The organism is Pseudomaricurvus sp. ABR4_320 (genome assembly GCF_056159445.1).
This window is the reverse complement of record NZ_JBSWVF010000003.1, coordinates 306346-330646: the sequence shown is the minus strand read 5'-3', so window position 1 is coordinate 330646 and position 24301 is coordinate 306346. Positions and strand designations below refer to the sequence as shown.

Sequence of the window (24301 nt, the reverse complement as noted above, 5' to 3'; positions counted from 1 at the left end):
CGCGTTCATCGATCTTATTAAGAATGAATTTCGATGATGCCGTTTTATAAATTAATCTTCGTTTAATCATTAGCGTCATTCATAGGTCTATTCGTAAAACAACGGTTACGACCTCATTCTGGCGCTGCTACTCTGGTGACAGCGCTGACGATGAATACTTGTATCGTCACCCATTCTTTTGATCAGCGCCCCTTCTGTTCCTCGTCTCAATGCCTCTGTCAGCAAGGAGCCACCAATGGTTAAAGTTAATGTAAATGGTCAAGTGCGCGACATAGACGCGCCGGCGGATACGCCGTTGCTCTATGTATTGCGTAACGAACTTGATGTTATGAGCCCACAATTTGGGTGTGGTATGGCCCAGTGTGGCGCTTGCTCGGTGTTGCTGGATGGCGAAGAAATTCGGTCGTGTATTACACCAGTGGCGGTCTGTGCAGATCGAGAGGTCACAACACTAGAAGGGCTGCCAGCACGCTGGCAGAAAGAGGCGGCTCAACCCGAATCTGCAGAAGGTGAGAGCCTGCATCCGGTACAGCAGGCATGGATTGATGAGCAGGTGCCTCAGTGTGGCATCTGTCAGAGTGGCATGATGATCAAAACGGTTGAGTTGTTGGAGGTCAATCCAACCCCGACCGACGATGAAATTAAAGCGGCCCTAACGACGTCTGGACCCTCGGCGCATTTGTGTCGGTGTGGCAGTTACGCGGCAATCCTCGATGGCGTACGTCAAGCGTCAAAATTGATGACGTCTAAGGAGGGGTAAGATGGCAGATCAACACACTAAAGCGCTGTCTATTCACGGTGCGCGTTTGAGTCGACGCGGGTTTTTGGTTGGCAGTGGCGCGCTGTTTGTCAGTCTCGCCGCGCTGCCAGGGGCTCAGGCTCTAGCGGCTGGAAGTTCTACGGCGAAGCAATTGGATGCCTCCGCTGCTACCGCCTGGATCGAAATTCACGCTGATAATTCTGTGGTTATTCGCACGGGCAAATGTGATTTTGGGCAGGGGTCTGTGTTTACCGCCTATCCACAAATTGTTGCCGATGAGTTGGGCGTCTCATTTTCGGCGATCACACAGGTGGTCGCTGGCGATACGGATCGCACACCGGACGGTGGCGGTACTTTTGGCTTGTTGCGAACCAATGTTCTCAATTTGCGCAAAGTCGCAGCTTACACGCGGGAAGCGATTCTGGCGATGGCAGCTGAGTCCTGGTCGCTTCCCCGTGAGCAATTGAGTGTCAAAAACGGCATTGTGACAGCAGGCGATCGATCGCAGAGTTACGGTGAATTAATCGCAGGGAAGACACTGGATTTAACCATTCCCGTCAGTGGTGAATTGACCAGTTTCCGAGGTTTAGTGGTTGACGGCGAGCCACCTTTGAAGTCTGTCAAAGAGTACCAGGTTGTCGGTCAGTCGTTACCGAACCCGATAATTACCGAAAAAGTCGCCGCTCGCGCCACCTGGGTGGGCAATGTCAAATTGCCGAATATGCTACACGCCAGAGTCGTACTGCCGCCGACCTTGGGGTCGACATTAAAAGCCGTCGGCAGTATCGATGCCGAACAGTATCCAACGGCTCAGGTTGTTCGGGTTGGTAATCTACTGGCGGTTGTGGCTGACTCCGAATGGGAGGCGATTCAGGCGTCGCGAGTATTGGCGACCACGACCCAATGGAGCGATTGGAAAGGGTTGCCCGGTAGTGATCAGCTGTTTGAATATTTACGCACAAAGGCCAATTGGGATGTGGTGCCTGCCAACGCGGGTCAAAGCAATCACGGTGAGGTTTCTGCGAGTATCGATGCTTCTGAACGTGTGCTGTCAGTAAGTTGTGAGCTGCCTTATCAAAAACACGTGCCGATCGGCCCGAGTTTGACGTTGGCGGATGTTCAGTCTGACGGTGCGGTCACCATTCACACCCATTCCCAGAACCCTCAGTTTCTCCGACATCAGCTGGCGTTGATGTTAGGCGTTCCAACAGACAAGGTTGTGGTTCGCACTTATCCAGGACCCGGTCATTATGGGCGGTCCAACGGTGGTACCGCAGGATCGGAATGCCAGGCGGTTCTCCTGTCTCGAGCAGTGGGCCGCCCCGTGCGCTTACAGTGGATGCGGCCGGATGATTTGCAGTGGTCGACCCAATCTTCAGCGGGCTATGCGGATATCCGCATTGCGCTCGATGATCAGGGGAAAATCAGTGCCTATCAAGCCGACCATTTCGGCCCCCCAATGCAGGACGACCGATTGCTTGGCGCAATGTTGGCCGGATTGCCGACAATCAAAGGTCCCGTACCGGACAACGACTCTCCCGTACAGGGCATGGGTGGCCGTATCGCTGATGGTTGGATGTACGGGCAGGTGCCCAATGTTTTAGAAACAGCGCACAGTACCTGGCAGGTTGGTCAACAGGAATCTCCGTTAGATACAGGGCTTAGAGATCACAGTATGCGAACGCCGGTACAGTTTCAGCAGAACTTCCCCCGCGAGGTGGCCATCAGCGAGGCCGCATCACTTGCGGGTGTTGATGCGCTGCAGTTTCGTATTGATAACGCCAGTGATCGCCGCTTAATCAGAATTTTGGAAATCCTGCGGCGTGAATCCAACTGGGAAAGCCGTCCCTCGCCACGACCTGATGCCAGCGCAACAGGCAGTCAACCGCTGAAGGGACAGGGCGTTTCAATCATGTACCGTGGCAATGGTTACTGGGCCTGTGCCTGCCAAGTGACTGTCGTTCCTGAATCCGGTGAAGTCACGGTTGATGAGCTGATCACGGTTGTTGATACCGGGGTGGTGGTCAATCCCAAGCAGCACGAGCGTCAGGTGCAGGCGGGATCTCTGATGGGGGTTAGTCAGGCGCTGTTCGAAGAAGTGACTTTTGACGAAGGTGCAGTGACGATTGCGGATTGGATTTCCTATCCCATTTTGAAAATGGAAGATATGCCCAACGTCAAAGTGGTGTTGGCGCCAGATCCTGAAACCGATGTTTACGGTCAGGGATCTGAAGGTGCCAATGCCATTGCACCATCGGCAATAGCATCGGCGGTATTCGACGCGACGGGTAAACCGATCCGTCGACTGCCTATCAAGCCTGACTATGTGAAAGCAGCCCTTACGGTGTAAGAGCTGCAAACCGGTTAGACCCTCTGTTCGTCGTGAGTGTTGACGTACGCATAGGGGGTCACACCAAAGGCGCGTTTAAACGCGGCGATAAAATTGCTCGGGTGATTGTACCCGGCGCCGAAAGCCGCTTCGGTCAGACTGACGTCATCGCAGAGCATCGCTGATCTGGCTAACTCCAGACGCCGTCTCCGCAAGTATTCAATGACGGTGGTGCCCGTCTCTGCTTTAAAGCGACGCTGCAACGTGCTGATACTCATCCCCAGAGTGCGAGAAATGGTATCCAGATCGCATACGCCCTGAACCAGCTGACGCTCGATCTCCCGCTGCAACTTACCGACGATATACCGTGTTGGCGCCTCTAACTGAGCATCCGAGATGGTCGGCTGATTGGTGCAGGCTTCCACCATTAATCTCACTAGATGCGTGGCTGTCGTATCCATTGCTAATTGGCAGGACCGACCCTGGCCATGGGTCAGCGCCATTAATCTCTGTACGGTGCGGCGAATTTTACGATCACCTTTCCAGTGCCGCACATATGGCGTACATTCAAAAAATGATTGCATCATTTGACCATCGGTTGGGGTGGCGCATCTTTGTCGCAACCAATCATGACTGACGAATAACGACAGTTTGTTGACGGGATTGTCTGATTTGAAATACCGAGTAAAGGTTTGAGGCTCTGTCACAGCGAGGGTCTGGCAGGTAAGTTCGCCTCCGGAATCTGCTGCTAGAGAGTATTCTTGGCCCGCCAATGCAAAGCGCAGTGAGCCGGCAAACATAAACGTAAAACAGATTTGATGGTCCACTGACCCCACTATGAATGCATCCTGTCGTTCCACTACGTCCACACGATGCATCTGTAATCCTCCGGCTAAATTTCCATTTGATAGCCGGCCTTGCATCATGCGAACGTTAGGGTCTGCAATAATTTGGCGCTCTATTCCGGGGGGGGGATCAATTTTCAAAATATCTTCAACGGAGACATCGCTAGTATTTGCGATATCGCTTCCCTGCTTTTCGCTTTCTCTACTGTGTGATTGTCCCGGCCGGTCGGCGGGTACATTTTGCCGATTTCTCATAGTCATTTGACGACCTCTCAGACTGCTATGACGGGGGTACCACTGTATCATAGACGAGAATCATTCGTGCATAGAATATACGTATCATTCTAATGCGAAATGTGCATAAATTAGCGCGATTTTGTTTTTTCTTCTTTCACAATTCCTCCGAGAAATATTAGGAGTTGATGATCTAGCTCAATATTTATTGCTTTGTTTTATGAGAGATCGTTACAGCTATTGGTGTGACTGATTTTTTCTCAATGTTTTTGGAATTCGCAGACAGGGAGTTCGCTGCGGTCGCAGGGATGCGAAATATGCACTTCGAGTTTTCAATGGAAGATTTTCTCGAAGTGCAAATGTCTTACCAAGCTACAAAGGCAAGACTTCAAACGTCGTTACGTAATTCCCCTGACGAATCGTTGCTGGCGCACGGCCTTTATCATCTTCATAGTCTGCTTCAAGCCAGTACATACCAGGTTCATTCAGTGTTACTGAGAAGCGGCCGTCTTCATCGGTGGTGATTTCCAGAGATTTTTCCGTATCGCGATAACGCTCGCCTTCGCGGACGATAACAACGCTTGCCCCGACTGCGGGTTTGCCGTCAATCATCAACTGGTAATTGAGTGCCTCACCGGTGTAGAGATCATTTGGGTGCGTTTCCCCCATAAGTTCTAACCCTTCGCCAGTAGCCTGTAAAAGGTTGTCTGTGGGGGCTCCGGCGGTGACAAAAACGTTGACCCGGCGAGCAACATCGATCACCTTGAGATCATCAGCATCTTTGGGGACGACTTTTTCAAAGTCTTCTTTGGTACCAATTTCGCCGCGTCCCGGCCAGCGCTGACGCTCACCCTCGGCGTCTGTCCAGGATGCCATCAATGAGCGACTGCTGTTATAAATTTTGTAAGTGCCTGTCTTGTTAAGCTGTAGATCAAATACGCTGCGGTAGGCGAGCTTGTGCGCATTTTCCATAGGCACCTCATCGCCATTCGGTGCCATTATGGAAAGTCGGTCAAGAGGCATCGCAACGTGATCAGGGAAAAAAATACCGTTGGCGATGGCACCATCAAAACTGATCCACTCGCCAGTTTTGGCAACGGTTGTGGTGGTTGGTTTTACCCAGAAACGGTGCGCCGATGCATAGGGGGCGGTTAAGGTGGCGGCCAGCAAACTGGCAACGACAAAAGGTTTCATTTTCATTAACGGGACTCCATGGTTAAAGTGATTTCTCCGAGCTCGTGTTCTCCCGCTTGACGCAGGTTGGTCTCTTTTTCCAGCGGTAGAGTGATAGGCAGGGTGACGACTTCACGGCCACCCAATTCACGAGCCGCCTCAACATTGATTTGATAGTTGCCGGGGGCGAGAGGTTCGAGAAATGAGGCTAGACTGACAGTGTGCTGTCCTGGACGTCGGGTGGCGCCAGAGACGCCATCAATCGACAGTTCCTGACTGCGACCGGCGCGTCGCCACCACAGGCGCATGTCCTTCAACCATTTCTTACCTTCGTCGTCCTCGAGTTTTTCCGCATACCAAACCGCGATGTTGGCAAGTGCCTTGCCTTTTTCGTCTGCGAGCCAGACGGCAACGTAAGGCGCGTGATACTCGGCCACGTTCAGTCGTGGAATGGTGATGTCCAGACTCGCGGCGTTTTCGTCGGCATGGGCATGAGCGGGAAGCATGATAAAGAAAACAGGTATCAAGAAACCGGCCAGGATCAGTGGCCAGGTAATGCCTCGGCTTTTACTGTAGCGTTTCAGAAGCAGCAGGCCGGTGATGCTAAAGATCAGTGACGCGACGGCAAACAGGTCTAGAAAAAGTGACCAGGCCGGTCCGGTATTGCGTCCTTTGTGCAGGTCGTTCATATAGGCGATAACTCCTCGGTGCGTGGATTCTTGATAAAACTCTCCGGTTTCCAGATCGACACTAAACCAGCGATCTCCCCCGGGGCGGGGCATGGCAACGTATAACTCCATATCGCTCCACTGAGGGGTAACGCCGTTGGGCAAGGTGTCGCCGGTGGTGTCGGCATACCAATGGGAAAACTCTGTGGTTAGCCGCTGCCGATTGAGGTCGGGTAATATTTCGTCCGGCACTTGGGCATCCATTTCCTCAATACTCGGTGAGCTTTCAATGCTGGCGGCGTGATTGAGGGTGATGCCGGTTAAAGAGAACAGCAGCATGCCGATGAGGCAGATGGCAGAACTGACCCAGTGCCAGTTGCGCAAATTCCAGAAGCGTCGTTTAAACGGTAGCGCCATAAATCGTTGTATCCTGAAATATCAATGACTTACCCTATGGGGTAGAAAGAGTTGAGATCCGTGAGGCGTTCGAGAGAATGAGGCGCAGAGGTAGGCAGCGGCTTATCCATCAGCGCTGGTTCACATTGGCAGAATGCTACCGGGCGTAGATTACACGGACCTTAACGAGAATGTTTATCATTTATGCTAAGGTCAGGGGCGACGGATTGCAACGAAAGCGGGTGACTTACGGCGAAAATTTACAGTTCTTCAGTGCCTGTGCTTAATCTGGTTATGAGTGTATCGGACTTGCGACAATCAGCTGGGGCGGCAGCAATGTTCACGCCCCGATGGCCCCAGAATCAAATGAGTAAAGGAGCGACCTTTGAACAGATTTCTTGATGTCAGCGCGGAAGTGGCACAGGCGCTGGTCGACGGTCGGCCGGTCGTCGCCCTGGAAAGTACGATCATTTCCCACGGCATGCCCTGGCCGCGTAATGCCGAAACCGCTCGGCGGGTGGAGGCGGCGGTTAGAGATCGGGGAGCCATTCCGGCGACCATCGCGGTTGTCGATGGGCGATTAAAAGCGGGGATTTCTAATGACGAGATCGATGTGTTGGCGCGCACTGGTCAAGCGGTCATCAAGTGTTCCCGGCGGGATCTGCCCTGGGTGATCAGCCAGAAGCAAATGGGCGCGACCACCGTCGCGGCGACGATGATTATTGCGGCTATGGCAGGGATTCGGGTGTTTGCAACCGGCGGGATCGGCAGGGTCCACCGTGGTGCCGCGACCAGTTTTGATATCTCCGCCGACCTGCAGGAGCTGGCCAAAACCAGTGTTGCCGTAGTCTGCGCTGGCGCAAAATCTATCCTTGACCTGAAATTGACGCGGGAGTATCTCGAAACTTGCGGCGTTCCCGTACTGGGTTATCAAACCGATCGGCTGCCGGCATTTTACAGTCGGGATAGTGACGAAAGTGTCGATTACCGCTTTGATTCCAGCGCAGACATTGCGACCTTTTTGTCCGCAAAGTGGGATTGCGACTTAGAGGGTGGGGTGGTCGTTGCCAATCCAGTGCCTGAAGACTATGCAATGCCTGCGGCAGAAATTGAACGGGTGATTGCTAATGCACTGGAAGAGGCGACGAAGTGCCAGATTACCGGCAAGGCCATTACCCCGTTTCTGTTGGAAAAAATTTCGCAGATGACCGGTCAATCAAGTCTTGATACCAATATTCAACTGGTGCTGAATAACGCTCGGCTGGGGGCGGAAATTGCTGCGCATGTAGCGTCTTCTAGCGCACCTGATCATTCTTCAAGACCGTGATGAGGAAGGATCAATATTTCTTAGCTTTGTTGTAGATTCTTTGTCTGCTGGCGTGTAGACAAACATCGATAATTCTGGATTGTTCGATACGCTGAAAGAATTGTAAGAAAGAGAGAGGCGCCCAATCTTAGGCTTGTTCAAAATTTTTATGCCCGAGCCAAAGTCTATGACTTCTTGAGAAGCCCATAGTTTTTTGAAATCCTCACTTTGTGTGGAAAGTTCGCTTACCAGTGCAAGAACATGCTCTTTTTCTCCTAGCCTGGCGACATCTGCTCGGAATGCGCTAACCAGTAGCCTAGCCGTCGATTGCCAATCCTTATTGTGGCGTTTCGATTCTTTCCGAACAAAAAACAATTTGAGGATGTTTCTCTTTTGAATAGAGAGTTTTGAATAATCTGTAAAAATTTTGCAAGCTGGAATATTCCATCCCAAAATATCCCACGTCAAATTTCTTATCAGAGCGGGATTGGGGGATAAAGAATCTAATACATATTGCAAGTCATGGGAAATGTTATCCCTGCTGGCGTAGTTTGTTTGTGGCGAATGCCCAAGTGTTGTTAAAAAGAGGTACTCTGTTTCATCACTGCTCAACAGCAGCGCTTTTGCAATTCGATCCAAAACTTCTTTAGATGGAAGTCCGCTACGACCCTGTTCTAACCATGTATACCAGGTCGGACTTATATTTGCTCTTTGCGCCACCTCTTCACGTCTTAAGCCAGGCGTTCTACGTCTTAGGTTTGAATACCCAAAGGTCTCAGGTGAAAGGCTTTCACGCTTTTTTTTGAGAAACTTGCCCAAGTGTAGCGCCGTTTCTTGCATGGCAGTTATCCTATTAGTGTTTATACCATGATAATTTCACTACTTCAGTTCAGCAACCATCAAATTACAATTCTAAAAACTCGATTTGGAGGTGCAACTATGAAGCAGGTGTTTATAACTGGAGCAACTGGATTTGTCGGTCAAGCCATATGTCGAGAACTGCTCGACATGGGATACCGGGTTATTGGCTTGGCTCGCAGAGAGGCGGCGGCCGATAAGTTGCGAGATATGGGTATTAACGCGGTTGTTGGTGATGTAAAAAAGCCTCTTTCATTAGCGGAGTCTATCGATGCTTCTGATGCGGTTATACACACGGCGTTTAATCATGATTTCTCTACGTTTTTAAAAAATTGCGAAAGTGACCACCAAACCATTTTACATCTGGGGGAGATGCTTATAGGTACTGCTAAGCCACTGATTATCACTTCTGGAGCCTTCTATACGGGTAATGAAAAAAATACGCTTGATGATGTTAGTACCATAAGCCGAATTCACAACCCAAGAGCCGCTTCAGATGAGGCCGCTCTTCTGTGCGCAAAGAAAGGCGTGAACGCAATGGTTGTTGGTTTGACTCAAGTTCACAATCGACATAAGTTTGGATTGATTTCACACTTAATTGATATTGCGAAAGAAAAAGAAAAAGTGTGCTTTGTAAGTGACGGTGAAAATAAATGGGCTGGGGTTCACTTATCTGATGTCGCTAGCCTATTTAGATTGGTTATGGAAAAAGGCCAGTGTGGTATGAAATATATGGCTTCGGCAGATGAAGCTGTCCCCTTTAAAACCATCGCTTCTGTGGTCGGCCAAAAACTCAATTTGCCTGTAGCGTCAATTTCAGAAGAAGAGGGGAAGGTCTACTTTGGCCACTTTTTTGAATTGGCACGTAGTGATCTTAGCGTTTCGTCTATTGTTTCTCGTACTGAGCTGAATTGGACTCCAACAGGTCCAACATTATTCGAAGACTTGCTCGAAACGGGCTTGGCTGGTTGATCTCAAAAGAGATCTTCTGGTGCGATTTATGGCGCTTCAAGGTTGTTATTGGCATCATCGAATAAAGCGGATCAGGACGATTGTGTTGGCTGCAATTGCAGTTTTACCCACAATCGATAGGCTCGACGTGCGATGCCACTGACAAAACTGTGTCGAAACACCAGAGATCGATAGTAGGGAATGGATTCGGGCCAAAGCCGATCGACAAGATCGTTGCGGTAAGAACAGGAGTCCGCCAGTGTGAACTTACGGTTCAGTATATCTTCGATTGTTAAAATTTCGAGAACTGCACCTGGGTAGATCTTACGGTATTCGTCCCGATAGGATGTTTTCACTTCGTAGACATGGTTTTGGGTTTTAAATCGAATGGCCATGGCAGCAGCCTGCTGGTTATCAAACAAGCCGTGAAACTCGATTTTTCCCAGGGGGCTGCCCAGGCGAATGGCGTCCGTGAAATAGCAGCGACGTGCATCAGATGCCGCAATCGGATTGCCATCCTCGGCCTTCCAGCTGTTGTTTTCCACGTCAATATAGCGTTGCAGCCATTGATTTTCATCATCGTCGGGCGCGCTTTCTCGAAAGACCAGGCCTTCTTTCTGTAGCGCGCGATTGACGATGCGCCGGTTTTCATTGCGGGCCTTGCGGGGTAAATGTGACTGCCACGACTCAAAGGTGGTTTCCGACGAAATAATTTTTCGCTCTTGCCGTAGTTTGTGCAGACGGTACTTGTGTCCCAGTGGAAAGCCCGGTGGTGAATGGTGTGGTGACGTTATCGACAGCGCGCCCAGTTTTTTCATGGTCTTCCGCAGCAAAGCCAGTACGGGCAGCTGTCCCACTCGCAAAATGTCCGTAAGATGGCAGTCTTTATAGTTCCAGATTGACAGAAATTTAGCGGATGGTAGAGGTTGGATGACATGCACAGGAAAAAGTGCGACCAATCGCTGGCCAAAGTAAATAGTAACCACAACAATGCGCCGGTCGTCGCGAAGGTGTTTCAGCGCCGGGATTAAACTCCAGCGCTCGTAGAATGGATTTGGAGTTACTGAGTGGTCAGCAAGATACTCCCACGCCTGACGGTCGATCTTCCAGGCGTGGTCATGACGATAGAGCCGTATGTCGTAGGCTTCGAGCGGGCGTTTCATGGTCAAATCGTCGCCTTACGAATACCCGTCACGTCGTCCTTTGCGGGCTTGATACGTCTGACGACTTTGCGCAACAGTTTTAGTGCGATCACATACAGAGTGGTTGCTGACAAACGATAGACAAACACTTTTTGGCTGGCTTGCAGTTTGTCAGCCCAGGGCACAATATAACTGGCATATCCTGCCAGATAATCACCGCTGGTGTAGCGACCACAATGGAAATATTCCAATAACAGGCAAGTGCTAACCATGCCTGGGGAATACTTGGCAAAGCTTTCATCAAAGGTGCCGTGGGAGAAGTACACCTTGCTGCCTTCCAGATAGGCGATTTCGATGGATACGGGTTTATCTCCGCAGAAAAGCACACCAAACACCAGCGCATTGCGGTGGGCGAGGTCAGAAAAAAGATCCCGGTAGAAGGCGAGCGTTTTCTCATTTTTACCGATGCCGACTTTGCCCGCCTTCCAGCCGCGGGATTCAATATCGACGTACGCCGCTAACCAGGTTTCCCAATCGGTGCCATCTGAAATCACCTGAAAGCGAAAGTCATCGCCCAGGTCTTTCTGCATCTTGTTGACTTTTTTTCGCATCTTACGATGGGAGGACCAACGTTCTTCCCAGTCGGCTCGCAGATTCACCAAAGGAGATTTACGGTCTGGGCGAATTTGAAAGAAGTAACCGGGGCGAGTCATAACATCGTTAAGTGGCTGAATGCCCGTCATGCCTTCAGGAATTTCCATCAAATGGATCTGGTGCCAGTCGCGTCGTTGCTGCTTCAGAAACTGCGCAAAAGCCTGCCAGGCGTGTTCTTCCGTATCTTCTCGCAGTAGCGGGTAGGGCTTGTCGATTTCCCATTGCGCAGCATAGGCCAGCACTCGGTATTTAAAACCGTAAAGCGAATAGATAGAGATCTGCATCGGGAATATCGCCTGTAAAACACCCTTTTGGTAGCCGGCAACAATGTAGAGCTCGATATCCGGTTGGCTGAAATGCGACAGCGACCGATAAATAAAGTCAAATCCGTTGTAAGTCGATGCGTAGGCCGCATGCTGATGCAGTTCATTCCACGCATCTTCAAGAGCCTTCACCGATTCCAGGGTGGTGTGCTTCTCAAATGTCCAGCCGTTCATGGATGTTGCTCTCTGATCGTCACCAAATGATCTGCCATTTCCCAGATTGCTTTTTTGTGGGTGGCGAAGATCATGGTCAGGTTAGGAATTTTCTGTAATTGCAGTAAGATGTCGCGTTCGGTTGGGTCGTCCAGCTCGTTGGTGGCTTCGTCCATAAATAAAATGTTAGGGTTTCGATACAGTGCCCTGGCAATGCCAATACGCTGCCGTTCGCCACTGCTGAGGTTGTGGCCACCTTCACCAATGGGTGTGTCAAAACCCTGGCTTAATTTCTTGTTGATGAGTTTTTCAAGTCCTGCGAGACGGGCGGCTTCCGTCAGCCTGGTCGAATCAATCTGTTCTTCTGCCAGGGCGATATTGGCGGCAACACTGGCGTTAAGCAGTTGCACTTGCTGAGGTATATAAGCAATGCGCTCTAGCCATTGGTCGTGTTTAAGTTTACTTAGCGGAATATCATCCAGTGTCCAGCGGCCCTCGTCCGGTTCGAGCAGTCCCATTAGAATATCCAGCAGGGTGGATTTTCCGGAGCCGGAGGGGCCGGTAATACACGTCAGTTTATTGGCCGGGATACGGGCATTCAGATGGCGAAAAGTGGCTTCGTTTGAATCCGGATAGGTAAAACCGAGGTTTTCTATCGTCAGTTCCCGCTTAAACACCAGATCCTGCTGTTCAGAGAGGTTTGTCTCTGTTGAGTTGGCCTTCTCTGAACTTTCTTTCAGCTCCTGAACGAATTTATCCACGACGCTGGCGCCATAGCGGAAGGTCTCGACACCGCTCAATAACGATTTAATGACGGGCATTAACCGATAAGCCGCGAAGGCATAAAAGGCGATGATGGTAATGCTCTCCGAAGGAGTTTGCGATTGGCTGCTAAAATAAATAGCAACCACCACCATCAGCACGAAGGTGAGCACTTCTAGCAATTGCGCGGGCACAAAGGTGAGGATTTCAAAGCGCTGGGTCAGTCGCATGACATTCCGTGCGGGGGCTCGAAATCCTTCGAGGAACCAGCGCTCACTGGCAGTGAGTCGGCTCTCTTTGTGCATCATCAGTGCTTGCTGTAAGCCGCTGAACATGCCGGCTTCCGCCTCCGCGTGACGTGACCCGAGAGATTCAATTTCTTTCGCCGTGACAAAGTGCAAAACCAAATAGCCGCCGCCAAGAATAAGTACCGTCAGTAGTGTGGCGACAGGATTGATCATCAACATGAGCGCGGAAACACAGATAATCACCAGCAGATCGGCTATCAAGCCAACCGTCGCCATCAGCGTATCGATCACCACTCGCTCAATTTCCGAAAGAATGGTGGTGCTCATATCACTGACTTTCTGGCGATTAAATTCGAGTATGCCTTTACTGAGATAGCGCCCCAGCATTTGTGTCGAAAGCCGATACTGGTGACGACAGAAAACGTTTAGTGATAGCCAGTAATCGAGAATGCTAATGGCGTTGCTCAGAATTAGAATAAAAAGCGCCAATAGCCCGGTTGCCAAAATCAAGTTATCACTGAGGCTGGTGGGGAGCAGTGGTTGCAAATAGTCGAAGTAGCGACTGTTCGTGGCGGTTTCCGGATCCGCCAACAAAGAAATAAAGGGCATGATGGACGCAACCCCTAAGGCCTGGAATAAACCATCCAGTGCGGAAACCGCAATCACCAGTAATAACTGAGTTGGCGGCAGGCCATGTAAAAGTGTTCGGAGTCGATTCATGTCAGACTTACTGCACTAAAACGTCTATGTACGCTGACTTAGACGAGGATAAAACATTCGATATGTTTAAATTGCTGTAAATTCTTGGCGAAATTGAGTTGGTGGATAGGAAGAATAGTGAGCGGATTTGCATATTCTAAAAATGCCCCATACTCGCTATTTTTCTTCCGCCTAAATCCGGTCAAGGTAGTTGAAGTCTAGAACAAAAAACGTGAGCCAAAAGGCCATTACTGTCGCTTCGCTACGGGGATGAAAGGAAAGTGTGCGCCACGTTTGCTTTTGTATGAGATCAACGTCTAAACCTTCTAACCGAGTCGAATTGTGAGCGCAGGCAGAAAGCTCTGTTGGAGGGAAATTGCAAAAGAGAGGGGGTGCGGTTGCAGTCTTCGCCCGTATTAATGAGGGCTTGTGCGACAGACAGAGAACCGATTTCAGGTTCCCTGTCTGTCAATTTTAATGAGTGTTAAAGCGTTACGGCAATGACAAGTTTTCAGCTAAAAATTGATCTAGCTTTCGAAAAAATGCATGACGATTTTCCTGTACGGACAGAAAGTGATCTCCGTCGGCTAGCTCCAAATACTCAACGGATTTCTTATGGTCTTGTAGCTCTTTCACCATGCGGCGACTTTGCTCAACATCGACGACTCGATCCATCTCGCCATGGGCGATAAAGAGCGGAATCTGAATGTTTTCCACCTGATAATAGGGCGAGCGGCTTTTTAAATCCGCGGACTTTGAGCCAATCTGCTGTTTGACAAACTTGCTGGACACATAGTCATGGCTTTCGTCCACAAGCTGTTTCAGGTTACTAACACCCGCGAACGACACGGCGCACTTAAAGAGGTCAGGGGTTTTCGTCGCTGCCATCAACGCCGCATAGCCACCATAGCTGCCACCGATAATGCACATGCGATCCTTCTGCGCGATGCCTTCGCTCACCAGCCAGTGCGCGGCGTCGGTTAAATCATCCTGCATTTGTAAGCCCCAACCCTGCATCTGCGCTTCGGCAAAGGCTCGGCCATAGCCAGAAGAGCCGCGGAAATTCGGTCGCAGAACAGCATAGCCACGACTGGTTAAGTAGGCGGTCCAGTAATCGAATCCGCCGTATTCACGAGCGTGGGGGCCACCGTGAGGGAAAACCAAAGTTGGGACTGGGCCTTCTGTATCGCGCGGCAGGCTCAAATAGGCTTCAATCTCGACTCCGTCGCGGGTTTTGTAAGTGATCAGTTCGTGCTGAACCAGTGGCTGTGACTGAAGCTCCGGATAGGTTCTACCAATGACGCGAAGCTTGCCGAGTTTCTTGTCGCCTAAATAGTAGGTGCCTGGCACATCGTCATTTTCGCTGTAGAGCAGATACACATTCTCGTCACGACTAAAATCCACCAGGGTGTTGCTCATCTTTGGAAACGTCACCTCGACGACCTTTTGCAAGTCTGCCTGATCCGATTTCCAATACTGGTAACCTTTTTCAAAGCCGATGTGGTAAAGGCCAACCACATCCTGACTTTTGGGGGAGCGAATCAGGTAGCCTTCGACATCTCGCTCCGGGTCGGCGAAGACCAGTGTTTTTTCCTGACTGGTCAGATCCATTTTAAACAGCGCTTTTTTGTCGTCCTGGTAAGCGATATAGAAAAGAACGTTTGGGTCCGCCCCAAAGCCCAGGGGAGTAATGTCCGGATCTTCAAAGGCGTTGTATTTAAAGATGGGTTCCCACTTATCTTTCTTGCCCAAACCTTTGTGATAAATCGCCGCATCGCCTCGGTTATAGCTCAGTGCCTGGCCAATGCGAACCCGCCCCTGTTGGTCGGTGATCCAGTCGCGAATCGACAGCCGCTCTTTCTCTACCCGAGACTTGCGTCCGTTGTGGATGTTGACCTTATAAACCGATGGCATGTTCGCGCTTTCTGCATCCAGAGCCATCAAAATATGGTCCGGCTCATTGGGTAAGGTGTGAATCACCGTATCCTGAATTTGGGAGAGGTGCTCCCTGCCACCGAAGGTCGCCCGTGGTTTGACCAGCAGTTTTAGTTCTTCACTGCCATCTGCCTTAATGGAATACAAGCGGGTCTCTGTCGTGTCAGTCCCATGGCGTTTGGCGGCATAGCGAACGCTGACCAGTAGATAGTCGTTGTTTGCCCACTTCAGCCAGTTGACCCTGGCCTGGGTATTCTCCAGCCTCAGCAGATAATTTGCCTTGTTGGTTTGCAAGTTCATGGTCGCCAGCATGCTTAATTCCGGATCCAGCGAATTAATTACGTAGGCCATTTGATCCCCGGCTGGCGACAAATCCGGCATTTGTAAGCTCGGCAAGCGACTAAAATGCTCCACCGGTGGCGGGTTCGCCAGGCTGTATGGGGATAGTGTGGCAAGTAGGCAGGCACTGGCCAGCAGCGAACGAGACCGACGAGGCAGAGGGATATTTTTGACGTTCATAAAAGACAATCGAATTGCGAGTGAATCGGGAAAGGGCTAAGGCGTCGAATCGCTAGTGTGATTCGCGGAAAGGAAAATCGCCGAATCGTAAAGCGTATTGAGGCACTTCTTTAAGAAGAGTAGCAGAACCTCTCAAGAGAGCCGTGGGATGGCTCACAAATTGATAGGAGTGATTATATAAGTACTGACTGAATTTATAAAAAAGACGGCTTTGACTTTGGAGCTTGATGATTAGAGCGGATGATCAATGTTTGGTTAATGTCGCTCTACTCTCAGCCATGGTTTCAATGAATGGGCTAGCTATATCTTTAGTCTTTCTTATTGCTTGGAGGTGAAATCATACCGATATATTGATCTAGTGAATATTTCTAATAACTTTTGCAGATATCCAATAATATTTTGGCGTGAATAAAATCTTTTTATTTGTTGCTTAAGGCGTCGAGGCTTGGTTTTTGGCGCGATCTACTTCTTTATAGGGGGAGGTGGAGTTCGAATCTCTGGCAGTTATGCAAAAAAAATTTTTTAGTATCTTCTGATTTATCATGGCCGTAGGCTGCCATGTAAGCCAGTATGGTGTTATATTTTATTTCGAAAATTTAAATCTGCTACATTCATATCTCGCTAAAACACTAAGTGATTTCAGTGACGTTTTCTCATGGTATTTTTTAATGGACCATATTTGGAGATTAAATTTCTATAAGCAATACAGCGTCTTGGTGTATAAATAAAAATTTGATATGACATTCAGATAAGGAACGTTGGATGTGTCTATACCATTTGTAAATACGTTGGCTGCCATTTCTGCTGACAGTTCAAATCGTCGAAATTATGGGCTTATTGCAGCTTTGTTTATTATGGCTGTGTGGCTTGTTTGGCTTTTTACCGTTCCTGTTGCCCTCTACAGTACAAGTGAAAATGCGCGGATTGAAGTACGCGCAAATATATTGCCGATCTATTCCCCAATAAACGGTCGCGTTGAATCGATTTACGCAAGCCTGGGCGAGTCTGTCGTTAAAGGGCAGTTGTTAGTTGAGCTCGATTCAGAAGATTTTAAAATTCAACTTGAGCAAGCGCTGGCAGAATTGGCAGCAATAGAAAATGAACACAGAAGTCTGTGGGATGAAATACGTGCGATAGAGATTGGCAAAGAGTTCGAATATGAACAGGGGCAAGCTGAATACCTTACAGCAACTGCACGATTGTCTGAACTCCAAGTTGAAGCGGAGCATGCAAAAGATAATTTATACAGGTTAGATAATCTTTACGGCCGAGGTGGTGTTTCTGAAATTGAATTGCGAGATGCGAAGTCAAATTTCAAACGCTTAGAAGCTGCCATTAAAGCCCAAAACAGTCATATCGTATACGTTGAAAAGTCTAACGAAGATAACAAAAATGATCGAGATATTCGAATTCAGCGTTTAAAAACAGAGCTGGCGGATATCGATCGTAATAGATCATTCGTCGCGGCACGTGTGCGGCGATCTAAACATGCGATATCGCAGAGTAAGATACTGGCGCCAACCACGGGCGTCATTGGCGAAGTAGATGATTTGTTTCCGGGAATGTACCTGAATGAGGGCGATAGATTAGGGGCATTTGTTCCGAAAGGGCCCTACGAAGTTGAGGCTAATTTTTCGTCTGAAGAGGCGATGGGAAAAATATTCATCGGACAAGAGGGGCGCCTAACGTTTTCCGGATTCCCGTTGACGCAGTATCGAAGTGCTAGTGTGAAAGTAAAAAAAATCGCCAAGGATTTAAGAAATGGTGTTGTACAAGTCCGTTTGGATATAGACGTAAAAAACGTATCAAGCATTCCTCTTCAGCATGGAATGCCTGTTATGGTGGAAGTGAAGTTGGAAGAGGTCTCGCCATTTGAACTCCTTATGCGGATAGCCGGGAAGCTGATAGAAAAATAGTCTATGTAGTGAAAGTTATAAGGATTTAAATGCGATATTTAATCCCGGAAGTGATTCAGACATCGGGTATGGACTGCGGTCCTGCTGCATTGAAAAGTATAATGGATGGTTTAGGCGTGCCCGTTAATTACGGCCGCTTAAGAGAAGCTTGCCACACAGATGTAGACGGCACATCAATCAATACTATAGAGGCTCTTGCGAAAGATCTGGGTATGATTGCGGAGCAAATCATGATCCCTGTTGATCATGTCTTTTTGAAGTCTGCGAATGTTCTGCCCGCAATTGCTGTAGTCCAACTGCCAAATCGTTCCACTCACTTCGTCGTTCTATGGCGAAGACAGGGGCAATTTATCCAAATTATGGATCCTGCCGTCGGAAGAAGTTGGATTCATATCGATAACTTACGAGAACGTCTCTATGCCCATAAAATGGCAGTGCCTGCAGCTGCTTGGCGAGGGTGGGCCGGATCATCAGACTTTACCGATCCTTTGAGGGAGCGGATGCGGCAAATGAAAATTCAATCCTCTGCTGCTGAATCTCTGATCGCCGCTGCCAGTGTTGATAATGGTTGGCAGGCGATTGCCGCGCTGGATGCAGCGACGCGGACCACGATGGCGTTAGCAAAAGCACGGGGTGTCTCGAAAGGCAAAGACGCTGAAAATCTACTGAAGGCGCTTTTTGAGGAAAACCTCAGTCATCGAAAAGCCGTTGCGGCACAGGATTGGAGCGTAGAAGCCGTAGATCCGGACTCAAGTGATTCTGCACTACAAATGACCGGGGCTGTCGTTGTTAAAGTTCGAGTTCCCGATGATGGCGAGCCGGTTGTGGCCCCTACCAGTGATGATGATCTCCAGCGGGTACTTAATGAGCCTGAGACGAGAGCTTACGCAGGATTATTTAGATCGCTTAAACAGCTAGGGCTATTAACACCAATCGTTTTAATTGTAGCAATTATAAGTTCCGCAATTTTTGTCATGGTTGAAGCGTTGTTGCTACGTGGTCTGATGGAGATAAGCCAAGAGTTACATTTAACCGGCCAAAGGATTGGTGGAATTGCGGCGCTATTGATTTTTATCCTGGTTACCGCATTGCTGTGTTTTTTTCTTAAATCCATCGTCTTGCGCGCAGGTCGTTCAATAGAAATGCTTATAAGGGTAGCCTTTCTAGAAAAAATTCCAAAGCTTAATGATCGGTATTTTCAAAGTCGGCTCATATCTGACATGGCAGAGCGCGCTCAAAGTTTGCACTCTCTCAGTCAGTTTTCTCTGCTATTCGAAAACGTTGTCGGCTTGTTCTTTCGGTTGCTGTTTACCTTTTTAGGCATCATATGGTTGGATAGTAGTTCAGCGCCGCTTGCGCTAACCATAACGCTCTCATCTGTAATTTTACCGCTGTTTTTCTGCTTTTTCTTATATGATCGCGATATGAAAGTAAGGACCCATGAGGGGGCGCTGGGTAGGTTTTATTTGGACGCCTTGCTGGGCTGTCTGGCGATAAAATCCCACTCTGCGCAGCGACCCATGGCGACTGAGCACGAAGGGCTTACAGTGAGTTGGGCACAAGCTGCTGCAGGTTTCCACAAGTTTTCTATCCTGGGGGAAGGTGTGCAGCTGCTTGTGGGCTTTGGCTTGTCTGCCTGGTTAGTGATGAATCATGTTCATCAGTCTGCGGGGGCCGGTTCGGTGCTGTTGTTGGCATACTGGACTTTGAGTCTGCCTACGTTGGGTCAACAACTTGCGGCCTCATTGCGGCAAGTACCTGAGATACGGAGCCGCACGTTAAGAGTATTAGAGCCGCTTTCCGCGCCGGAGATTCAGTCCCCGATATCCGAAGATCATTCTAATGACCGTGCTCCTGGGGCTGGCGTAGACATTTCATTCACCGATATTTCAGTCAAAGCATCCGGCGTAACGATACTAAACGACATAAATTTAGCGATTAAGGCTGGTGAGCATGTAGCGATCATTGGACCCTCAGGCTCAGGAAAATCAACTTTGGTCGGAATGCTTTTAGGGTGGTTCAAGCCGCATCAAGGGCAGCTCTCTGTAGATGGAGTGCCCCATAGTGACGCTAACGTTGCACGAATTCGTCGACATTTAACTTGGGTCGATCCCACGGTACAGGTATGGAACCAGTCGTTTTATTCCAACATTTGCTATGGAACTACAGACAGTGATCGTGCGAATGGTATGAGTTATGCCCTCGAAAAAACAGATCTGCAAGATCTTATTGGCGAATTGCCTGAAGGCATGCAGACGCCTTTGGGAGAAGGGGGGCGACTACTCTCTGGAGGAGAAGGCCAGAGAGTTAGATTGGCCAGAGCGCTTTTAAGAGAGGATTCAAGGCTGGTTATTTTGGATGAGGCGTTTCGCGGATTACAACGTTCCAGTAGAGAAGCAATGTTGGGTTGTTTTAGGCAGAAATTTGAGAGCGCGACCTTACTGCATGTCACCCATGATATCGCGGAAGCGTTACAGTTTGATCGAGTCATTATTGTTGAAAATGGTTGTATATCGGAGCAAGGAACGCCACAAAGTTTACTGGCGGTAGAAAATTCACGGCTTTCTCATTTTTACGCTGCTGATACAAAGTTACAAAGTGATTTGTGGCATGCCGATCGATGGCAGAACTACATGCTCAGAGATGGCAGATTACGAACACCCTCTGATTTAAACACTGATGTTTGTTGAATTACCTCGATTGGCTTGGAAAGAGTCACAATTGCATGAAGCCTTATCTGCATTGGTCGAGCAGGGGGGGTATGCTGGTCCAACACAGCGGCCGAAATCGTGGACAAGTTGCGCTTCTCTCGATCGAATTGAAGACGTTTCAAGCGACTATGGATTTGACGCGCTAAGGCTGACTGCAGAATACACGGGTATTAAAGATGCCTTAAGAGGGCTGGCGCCAGGTTTAGTTGCAATAAACGATAATAGTGAATGCTTGCTGTTGGTAATTATCGGAGCGAATAGTAAGAAGGTTAGGCTCATAACGCCTTCTGCGGAAGTGTTGAGCATCTCTATCCAATATTTGGCGTCTGCCCTTCGAGCACCTCTAGAGCAAGAAATTGCTGACTCCGTTGCGGAAACGGTAGCGATGGCGAAGATTAAACCGAAGCGCCGTAAACGCGTTGTTCAAGGATTGTATGACCAAGCCCTGGCGACCAAAGCGATCGGTGGTTTATGGCATCTGCGTCCGCAACCCGGTGCCTGTTTATGGGCGCATATGCGCCATGGCCGTTTGTTCACGCCATTGGTATTGTCCATAGCGAGCTATATCACGTTCTACATATTTTGGTTGTTATCCTGGTCTATTTTAGGTGCTGGCGCCATTGACGGTAAGGTTGACCAGGGATGGATGGCCGCATGGGGCTTGTGTCTAGTGACGACGGTACCGTTGATGCTGTTGCATATGCACTATCGCGCGTCTTTCACGATTGGCCTGGGTTGCATATTGAAACGGTATTTGCTTACCGGTGCGATGTATATCAATACAGACGCCATTAAAAAACAGGGCGTTGGGCAGCTGCTTGGGCGTGTCATTGAATCGAATGAATTTGAAACTCTTGCCCTTAGCGGTGGTGTGCAAGCTGCACTAGCACTCGTTGAAATCGTCATTGCAGCCATCGTGATACTGACGGGTGTTGATGGCGTTATGTTGTTTTTGGCGTTAGCAATTTGGATGTTTATTAGCATCTTGCTTATCGCCATTCTATGCGGTCGCATAGATCGGTGGGCGAAAGAACGAATTCAGATTACCAACAGTCTAGTTGAAAGTATGGTGGGGCATCGCACTCGCCTAGCTCAGGAAAATCCTGCGTATCGCCATGATGATGAAGACAAAGACCTCTTGGGCTATTTGAAGTGTGCGAAAGAAAAAGATGCTATTGCTGTATGGATATCTCTTTTACCCTACGGCTGGCTGTTTTTAGCGCTGGGGATTATTTCTGCGGGAATTTTAAAAGACGAGCCGACCACTTATGGTCTGGCAATAGGTATTGGCGCAACAATCTTGGTATATCGTTCGTTGACCAGTCTGGCGCAGGGTGCGCCTGATATCGCACGGGCAATTGCCGCGTGGCGCAAAATAAAACCGCTGGTGGCTGCAGCCGTCGATGCTAAGCATTCACCAGCCCAAGTGGATTTTGCCGAAAATGGCAAGGTGGATCTTGCGGTAAAAAATATTCGTTTCAGCTATCCGGATCGACAGCGGACAGTTTTAGAAGATTGTAATTTCACCTGTCATGAGCAGAGTCGTATTTTACTCCAGGGAGCATCTGGCAGTGGTAAATCGACGTTAGCGATGATTTTAACAGGCTCGGTTAGACCAAGTAGTGGTGTCCTGCTATTGAGTGGAATGGACGTCGCGTCTTTGGGGCTTCCGTTATGGCGAAAGAAAGTCGTTGTTGCACCGCAGTTTCAAGAAAATCACATCTTTATGGGGCCGTTTTGTTTTAACTTACTAATGGGGAGAGAGTGGCCACCCGGTGAGGACGCCATAAGAGACGCCTTTTACGTCTGCCAAGCTTTGGGGCTTGGCGATTTACTCTCACGAATGCCCGGTGGAATGATGCAGTTAGTCGGTGATACTGGATGGCAACTGTCTCACGGAGAAAAAAGCCGGGTTTTTATTGCAAGGACGCTGCTACAAAGTGCTGATTTGACCATTTTGGATGAAAGTATCGCCGCGTTGGATCCTGAAAACGCCAAGCTGGCGCTAACCTGTGTCAGAGAAAATGCAAAAGCACTGATGGTAATTGCGCACCCGTAATATGATGAAAGTGCATTTAGAATTTAATGCCAAAATGAGAGAGAAATAATGGCGCGAATAACATTATTTGAGCTTGGAAAATATCGGTTAAGTTATTAGTCTGAAATTTCAGTTTTAACAGAGTATGTCCAAAATCGATTGGATATATTTAGCTTTTTTGCATAGCAACACGCTGTCGCTCCTTATATATGTGGACTGTGTTTTATCAAACTCCACTTAAAACTAGTGTTCTAAAATTTAGTGTTTTGAGTATTTGGCGTTAACGCATTATTTTAAAGGGAACGTAATATGAAAGTAGAAACTGATATTAAATCTGGGCCTATCATAATTATTGTTAAGGTATAAAGCCTGACAAGAAATATTTATACCATTTTACTTTTTATATTTCGGAGAATGGAATGAAAGTAGAAACTGATATTAAATCTGGACCATATTTGATTATCGTGCCACTAAAGACTACGACATAGCTTTAACGTTGTTTAGAGTGTTGTAGCTCTATTTTAAATTGATAAGTTTGTTTGGAAAACTTTAGGAGAAATAGTATGAAGGTTGAAACAGATATCAAGGCTGGGCCTTTTCTGATCATCATGCCTCAATGAGAGTTTTAGTCTTTGGGAGTTTTTAAAATTCACGTTTATCAAATTTAGTTGGAGATGTGAAAAATATTAGGAGCAATGAAATGCAAGATGAAACAGATATCAAGGTCGGTCCTTATATAATCATCATTAGACGCTAGACGCTAGACGCTAGACGCTAGACGCTAGACGCTAGACGCTAGACGCTAGACGCTAGACGCTAGACGCTAGACGCTACGTAATAGCTGTGTGATGGTTGGCGTGTTATTGCTCGATTTTGAATTGATGAGTTTGTTTGGAAAACTTTAGGAGAAATAGTATGAAGGTTGAAAGTGATATTAAAGCTGGACCTTATATGATCATCATTAGGCAGTAGATAGATTTTCTTACTGCTGTTATTCATGCCTATTTATATTTTGGAGAAGTGTTATGAAAGTAGAAGCCGACATCAAGGCCGGACCGCATCTGATAATCATGCCACAAAAGACTACCTCATAGCTTTGGCAGTTTTGAGAGGCGTGTAACTAGATTTTGAATTGATAAATTTATTGGAATAGTTATAGGAGAGGTAATATGAAAGTAGAAACTGATATTAAAGCTGGGCCTTTCATAATCATTGTTAAGGTATAAAGCCTGACAAGAAATATTTATACCATTTTACTTTTTTATATTTCGGAGAATGGAATGAACGTGAAGACGGATATCAAATCTGGACCATATATGATTATCATGCCACAAAAGGCTACATCATAGCTTTAACGTTGTTTAGAGTATTGTAGCTCGATTTTGAATAGACAAATATATTTTCTAAATTTTAGGAGAAGCAGTATGAAGGTTGAAAGTGACATCAAAGCTGGGCCGTTTATGATTATTATTAGACAGTAGATAGATTTTCTTATTGCTGTTATTCATACCTATTTATATTTTGGGGAAGTGTTATGAAAGTAGAAACCGACATCAAGGCCGGACCACATATGATTATCGTGCCACTAAAGACGACGTCATAGCTTTGGCGGTTTTGAGAGTGTTGTAATTTGATTTTGAAATAGATATTTTTAATTGGAAAATTTAAGGAGATGCGATAT

General features: G+C 48.2%; 15 protein-coding genes. 7 read left to right on the top strand and 8 right to left on the bottom strand.

Annotation, left to right across the window (positions count from 1 at the left end):
- Nucleotides 1-235 precede the first annotated feature (235 nt).
- Nucleotides 236-760 carry a (2Fe-2S)-binding protein gene (locus ACXAFR_RS07640; RefSeq protein WP_475174869.1) on the top strand — a complete coding sequence of 175 codons (525 nt, stop codon included), beginning with the start codon at nucleotides 236-238 and terminating at the stop codon, nucleotides 758-760.
- Between the two features lies 1 nt (nucleotide 761).
- Nucleotides 762-3110, top strand: a complete 2349-nt coding sequence (locus tag ACXAFR_RS07635) for a xanthine dehydrogenase family protein molybdopterin-binding subunit (RefSeq protein ID WP_475174863.1) — start codon at nucleotides 762-764, stop codon at nucleotides 3108-3110.
- Nucleotides 3111-3124: 14 nt separating this feature from the next.
- On the opposite strand, the gene ACXAFR_RS07630 is transcribed toward ACXAFR_RS07635, so the two are convergent.
- The 3 genes from ACXAFR_RS07630 to ACXAFR_RS07620 form a co-directional block, all read right to left on the bottom strand.
- Nucleotides 3125-4195, bottom strand: coding sequence for a helix-turn-helix domain-containing protein (locus ACXAFR_RS07630; RefSeq protein WP_475174861.1), 1071 nt, complete (start codon nucleotides 4193-4195; stop codon nucleotides 3125-3127).
- Between the two features lie 345 nt (nucleotides 4196-4540).
- Nucleotides 4541-5368 carry a DUF4198 domain-containing protein gene (locus ACXAFR_RS07625; RefSeq protein ID WP_475174857.1) on the bottom strand — a complete coding sequence of 276 codons (828 nt, stop codon included), beginning with the start codon at nucleotides 5366-5368 and terminating at the stop codon, nucleotides 4541-4543.
- Nucleotides 5368-6426 carry a PepSY-associated TM helix domain-containing protein gene (locus tag ACXAFR_RS07620; RefSeq protein WP_475174854.1) on the bottom strand — a complete coding sequence of 353 codons (1059 nt, stop codon included), beginning with the start codon at nucleotides 6424-6426 and terminating at the stop codon, nucleotides 5368-5370. Before ACXAFR_RS07620 ends, ACXAFR_RS07625 begins: the two co-directional genes overlap by 1 nt.
- A gap of 364 nt (nucleotides 6427-6790) precedes the next feature.
- Between ACXAFR_RS07620 and ACXAFR_RS07615 the strand changes: the two genes are divergently transcribed.
- Nucleotides 6791-7732 (top strand): pseudouridine-5'-phosphate glycosidase, encoded by a 942-nt coding sequence (locus ACXAFR_RS07615; RefSeq protein WP_475174850.1) that lies wholly within the window; start codon nucleotides 6791-6793, stop codon nucleotides 7730-7732.
- Here ACXAFR_RS07615 and ACXAFR_RS07610 read toward each other — a convergent pair.
- Nucleotides 7721-8551, bottom strand: a complete 831-nt coding sequence (locus tag ACXAFR_RS07610; RefSeq protein WP_475174846.1) for a helix-turn-helix transcriptional regulator — start codon at nucleotides 8549-8551, stop codon at nucleotides 7721-7723. The two genes, ACXAFR_RS07615 and ACXAFR_RS07610, sit on opposite strands and share 12 nt — an antisense overlap.
- 99 nt (nucleotides 8552-8650) lie before the next feature.
- On the opposite strand from ACXAFR_RS07610, the gene ACXAFR_RS07605 reads away from it, so the two are divergent.
- Nucleotides 8651-9541: an SDR family oxidoreductase gene (locus ACXAFR_RS07605; RefSeq protein WP_475174842.1), complete on the top strand. Its 891-nt coding sequence runs from the start codon at nucleotides 8651-8653 to the stop codon at nucleotides 9539-9541.
- 71 nt (nucleotides 9542-9612) lie between these two features.
- On the opposite strand, the gene ACXAFR_RS07600 is transcribed toward ACXAFR_RS07605, so the two are convergent.
- The 4 genes from ACXAFR_RS07600 to ACXAFR_RS07585 form a co-directional block, all read right to left on the bottom strand.
- On the bottom strand, nucleotides 9613-10683 hold the full coding sequence (locus tag ACXAFR_RS07600; RefSeq protein WP_475174839.1) for a GNAT family N-acetyltransferase: 1071 nt from the start codon (nucleotides 10681-10683) through the stop codon (nucleotides 9613-9615).
- A 2-nt stretch (nucleotides 10684-10685) separates the two neighbouring features.
- Nucleotides 10686-11813, bottom strand: coding sequence for a GNAT family N-acetyltransferase (locus ACXAFR_RS07595; RefSeq protein ID WP_475174836.1), 1128 nt, complete (start codon nucleotides 11811-11813; stop codon nucleotides 10686-10688).
- On the bottom strand, nucleotides 11810-13522 hold the full coding sequence (locus ACXAFR_RS07590) for an ATP-binding cassette domain-containing protein (protein WP_475174833.1): 1713 nt from the start codon (nucleotides 13520-13522) through the stop codon (nucleotides 11810-11812). Before ACXAFR_RS07590 ends, ACXAFR_RS07595 begins: the two co-directional genes overlap by 4 nt.
- A gap of 471 nt (nucleotides 13523-13993) precedes the next feature.
- Complete coding sequence (locus tag ACXAFR_RS07585) at nucleotides 13994-15955, bottom strand: alpha/beta hydrolase family protein (protein WP_475174829.1); 1962 nt, start codon at nucleotides 15953-15955, stop codon at nucleotides 13994-13996.
- Nucleotides 15956-16719: 764 nt separating this feature from the next.
- Here ACXAFR_RS07585 and ACXAFR_RS07580 point away from each other — a divergent pair.
- From ACXAFR_RS07580 to ACXAFR_RS07570, 3 genes are read left to right on the top strand one after another with little or no spacing between them, the layout of a single operon-like run.
- Nucleotides 16720-17871 carry an HlyD family secretion protein gene (locus ACXAFR_RS07580; RefSeq protein ID WP_475174824.1) on the top strand — a complete coding sequence of 384 codons (1152 nt, stop codon included), beginning with the start codon at nucleotides 16720-16722 and terminating at the stop codon, nucleotides 17869-17871.
- A 29-nt stretch (nucleotides 17872-17900) separates the two neighbouring features.
- Nucleotides 17901-20561, top strand: a complete 2661-nt coding sequence (locus ACXAFR_RS07575) for an ATP-binding cassette domain-containing protein (protein ID WP_475174819.1) — start codon at nucleotides 17901-17903, stop codon at nucleotides 20559-20561.
- Nucleotides 20551-22641 carry an ATP-binding cassette domain-containing protein gene (locus ACXAFR_RS07570; RefSeq protein WP_475174816.1) on the top strand — a complete coding sequence of 697 codons (2091 nt, stop codon included), beginning with the start codon at nucleotides 20551-20553 and terminating at the stop codon, nucleotides 22639-22641. Before ACXAFR_RS07575 ends, ACXAFR_RS07570 begins: the two co-directional genes overlap by 11 nt.
- Nucleotides 22642-24301: the final 1660 nt, after the last annotated feature.

Coding starts and splice junctions, on each gene's coding strand:
- ACXAFR_RS07640 (WP_475174869.1), top strand. CDS start 236: ATGGTTAAAGTTAATGTAAATGGTCAAGTGCGCGACATAGACGCGCCG.
- ACXAFR_RS07635 (WP_475174863.1), top strand. CDS start 762: ATGGCAGATCAACACACTAAAGCGCTGTCTATTCACGGTGCGCGTTTG.
- ACXAFR_RS07630 (WP_475174861.1), bottom strand. CDS start 4,195: ATGACTATGAGAAATCGGCAAAATGTACCCGCCGACCGGCCGGGACAA.
- ACXAFR_RS07625 (WP_475174857.1), bottom strand. CDS start 5,368: ATGAAAATGAAACCTTTTGTCGTTGCCAGTTTGCTGGCCGCCACCTTA.
- ACXAFR_RS07620 (WP_475174854.1), bottom strand. CDS start 6,426: ATGGCGCTACCGTTTAAACGACGCTTCTGGAATTTGCGCAACTGGCAC.
- ACXAFR_RS07610 (WP_475174846.1), bottom strand. CDS start 8,551: ATGCAAGAAACGGCGCTACACTTGGGCAAGTTTCTCAAAAAAAAGCGT.
- ACXAFR_RS07605 (WP_475174842.1), top strand. CDS start 8,651: ATGAAGCAGGTGTTTATAACTGGAGCAACTGGATTTGTCGGTCAAGCC.
- ACXAFR_RS07600 (WP_475174839.1), bottom strand. CDS start 10,683: ATGAAACGCCCGCTCGAAGCCTACGACATACGGCTCTATCGTCATGAC.
- ACXAFR_RS07595 (WP_475174836.1), bottom strand. CDS start 11,813: ATGAACGGCTGGACATTTGAGAAGCACACCACCCTGGAATCGGTGAAG.
- ACXAFR_RS07590 (WP_475174833.1), bottom strand. CDS start 13,522: ATGAATCGACTCCGAACACTTTTACATGGCCTGCCGCCAACTCAGTTA.
- ACXAFR_RS07585 (WP_475174829.1), bottom strand. CDS start 15,955: ATGAACGTCAAAAATATCCCTCTGCCTCGTCGGTCTCGTTCGCTGCTG.
- ACXAFR_RS07575 (WP_475174819.1), top strand. CDS start 17,901: ATGCGATATTTAATCCCGGAAGTGATTCAGACATCGGGTATGGACTGC.
- ACXAFR_RS07570 (WP_475174816.1), top strand. CDS start 20,551: ATGTTTGTTGAATTACCTCGATTGGCTTGGAAAGAGTCACAATTGCAT.